Annotated in this window: 2 protein-coding genes and 1 pseudogene; all 3 read right to left on the bottom strand. The window is 49.5% G+C overall.

Annotated elements, in window-relative coordinates; genetic code table 11:
- Positions 1-203 (bottom strand): annotated as a pseudogene (locus ACR0P9_RS09990) (transcription elongation factor GreA); the annotation flags it as partial.
- A gap of 139 nt (positions 204-342) precedes the next feature.
- The gene (locus tag ACR0P9_RS09985) at positions 343-1530 is read right to left on the bottom strand and encodes a S41 family peptidase (protein WP_432619737.1); all 1188 of its coding nucleotides are present in this window, start codon (positions 1528-1530) and stop codon (positions 343-345) included.
- A 247-nt stretch (positions 1531-1777) separates the two neighbouring features.
- Positions 1778-2869: a PucR family transcriptional regulator gene (locus tag ACR0P9_RS09980; protein ID WP_432619735.1), complete on the bottom strand. Its 1092-nt coding sequence runs from the start codon at positions 2867-2869 to the stop codon at positions 1778-1780.
- Positions 2870-3109 lie beyond the last annotated feature (240 nt).

The following is a 3109-nucleotide window of genomic DNA, read 5'->3' as shown; positions in this document are numbered from 1 at the left end:
GTCTCCAGCTCCAGAATACGGGAGTTTACCTTGCCCTGCTCATCCTTTGCTGCATGATACTCTGCGTTCTCGGAAAGGTCGCCGAAAGAAAGGGCTTCCTTGATCTGCGCGGTGATCTCACGCATACGGACGGTGCTGAGGTACTCGTGCTCTTCCTTCAGCTTATCCAGGCTTTCCTGTGTCATTTTATACTCTTGTTTCATGGAATATTTCCCCTCGATCTATTACAGATTTTTCATCAGATGTCGTTTATGCAAACGTGCCTTGTTATTCATTATATAAATCCCATCGTATGATGTCAAGCACGTGTTTTGCGGGAACGGCCAATTTTTTTGCCGTTTTTTACTTTTCCAGCACCGAAATTGCCGCTTGCAGCTGGTCATCCTCGCTGTCTGACAGCACATAGAAATGCTCTTTCTTCTCGTCGCTCAAATCCACCTGTTTGTCCGGCGTCACGCCCTTGCCAATCAAGCTGATGCCCTTCGGCGTGTAATAGCAGTGCGTCGAGATGTTGAGGCAGCCGCCGTTGGACAGTTCAAAGCCCTGCTGAGAGTATCCCTTGCCAACGGTTTTTTCTCCGACAATCGTCGCCTTGCCATACTCCTGTAATGCTGCTGCGAAAAATTCCGCCGCACTGTACGAATCGGCATTGACGAGAACCGCCATCGGCAAATCCACTGCATCAGCATCCGATGTGTACTCCTCCGTCTTGCCCGCCTTGTCTTTGAGCGAGATAATCTTGCCTTCCGGCAGCAGCGTGTCCAGACAATTGACCAGCGCCGTCAGCTGTCCGCCAGGATTGTTTCGCAGGTCAAACAGCAAGCTGGTCGCGCCCTGCTTCTGCATCTGCTTGACAGCGGCATCAAACTGTTCATCCGTATTATCTGCGAACTTCTCAATCCGAATGTATCCAATGTGATTGTCTAACATGCGTGAGGTCACATGAATCTGCTCGTATTCTGCGCGCGTGACCGACAGCGTAACATCCTGATCCGTCGCATACTGATGCAGTCCCAGTTCGACAACGCCGCCCGCTTTGCCGCGTACCGCGGCAACTGCCTTTTCATAGCTGCCGAAATCATCGATGCTCTTGCCGTTAATGCTCGTGATTTTATCGTAATAGCCGATGCCCGCTTTTTGCGCCGGAGAATCCGTCGCTACAGTATTAACATATAAATAATGTGTACCGTCATCGTTTTCCAAATAGCTGACCGTCACGCCGATGCCAACCGTGGAGTCCGCCGCAGAATCCTGATAGCTCTGATAATATTCCGGTGTCATGTAGCTCGTCCAGCGGTCGCCGAGCCCCTGTGCATATCCCGTCAGCGCGCCGTTAATCAGATCGTCTGTTGTATAATCTTCGCCAACAAAGTAGTTCTGGCTGATGCTGTCCGCCTGCCGCAGGACATCATAAATCTCGCCAGCTCGTCCGCTCGGATGAACGGCGTGATAGACAACCGTGCCAGTGAGCAGTCCGCCGGCAATTGTAGCTACAGCACCGGCAGCAACCGCCCGCCGCAGCGATACCATGCGTTTCAATGCGCTCTCGCTCCCTTTCTCATGAAATATTCTATGTTCTCTATAAAAAGAATACCGCAGGACAAAGCCTGCGGCAACTATTTTTTGTTGAGTTCACAAAAATATCAAATTTTGCTCGTCCTCAGAACAGGACAGAAACCGAACTGAGCAGCATCAGCACTGCCAAAATCAGTGCGACAACCGCCATAATGCGCTTTGCAGTCGTTGGTTTAATCAAAAATTTCACCTCGATTGTCGATTACATGCGTCCGCTCTCACGAGAAGCCAAGTACTTGCGTACCATCAGGGCAACCTTAAATACAATGGCATGATCGAACTCACGCAGATCCAGACCCGTCAGCTTCTTGATCTTTTCCAGACGGTAAACCAGCGTGTTTCTGTGTACAAACAGCTTACGAGAGGTCTCAGACACGTTCAGGTTGTTTTCAAAGAACTTCTGGATAGTAAACAGCGTTTCCTGATCCAGAGCGTCAATCGAACCCTTCTTAAAGATCTCGTTGAGGAACATCTCACACAGCGTCGTCGGCAGCTGATAAATCAGACGCGCCAGACCCAGCGTATCATAGTTGACGATGTTCTGCTCGTTGTCAAATACCACACCGACTTCCAGTGCAGTCTGTGCTTCCTTAAAGGATTTTGCCACGTCCTTGAGCTGGCTGCAAATGGTGCCGATACCAATCAGGCACTTGATCTGCAATTCGTTCTCCAAGGTCTCTTCGATGCCCTTGGCGATCTTCATCAGCTCCTTGTCATCGGTTGTCGGCTTGACTTCCTTGACGAGGACGATGTCATTTTCATTGATGTGCAGGACAAAATCGCGCTGTTTATCCGGGAACAGACCCTGAATCACGTCCAGAGCAGCGACATCCGCATGTTCCTCCTGACGAACCAGGAATACCGCGCGGGTGGTGTCTCCCTCAAAGTGCAGCTCGCGGGACTTGATGTAAATATCGCCCGGCAGGATGTTGTCCAGAATAATGTTCTTGATAAAGGTTGCCTTGTCATGCTTTTCGTCGTACAGCGTCTTAATGTTGCTGACGGCAATGGCAGCCATCGAGCAGATGCTGCGGGCATTTTCATCTTCGCCGTGTACAAACACTGCGTACTCAAAACGAGTCGAACGGTCTGCAACCGGACGATAAGTATAGCCGCCAAAACGAATCATGTCGCCGACATAGGACAGCTCAGCCGCCGCGTCTTCGCGCATTTCACCGATCCGCTTGAGGTCGGTACAGGCCACAACTGCGCCGCTGGCATTGATAATGCCGATTGTGCGGTCAACCGCATCTTTCATCTGTAAAATTATAGACTGAAACATTCTTGATGCCATCATACTTCACCCTTCTTCAACGAAATTGTTTTTTGTCCGCATATTCAGCTGAATCCTGCACATATCGACAGCTCTGTTATGTACGCGGAAGCAAACCTCTTATCAATCATATTGACAGCAAATTGCCGTCCTGTCATTCACTTTTTTTATTATATCACAAATCGACAGAAATTTGTACAAAAATTTTGACTTTATTTTGTCCACTTTTCCCTATGTAACGTGATGCGCGAGCAGCAGAGC

It is taken from the genome of Butyricicoccus sp., from assembly GCF_050872565.1.
Classification (GTDB): domain Bacteria; phylum Bacillota; class Clostridia; order Oscillospirales; family Butyricicoccaceae; genus Butyricicoccus_A.
Note: the sequence above shows the minus strand (reverse complement) of the source record. Positions and strands in the feature narration are given on the sequence as shown.

Coding starts and splice junctions, on each gene's coding strand:
- ACR0P9_RS09985 (WP_432619737.1), bottom strand. CDS start 1,530: ATGGTATCGCTGCGGCGGGCGGTTGCTGCCGGTGCTGTAGCTACAATT.
- ACR0P9_RS09980 (WP_432619735.1), bottom strand. CDS start 2,869: ATGGCATCAAGAATGTTTCAGTCTATAATTTTACAGATGAAAGATGCG.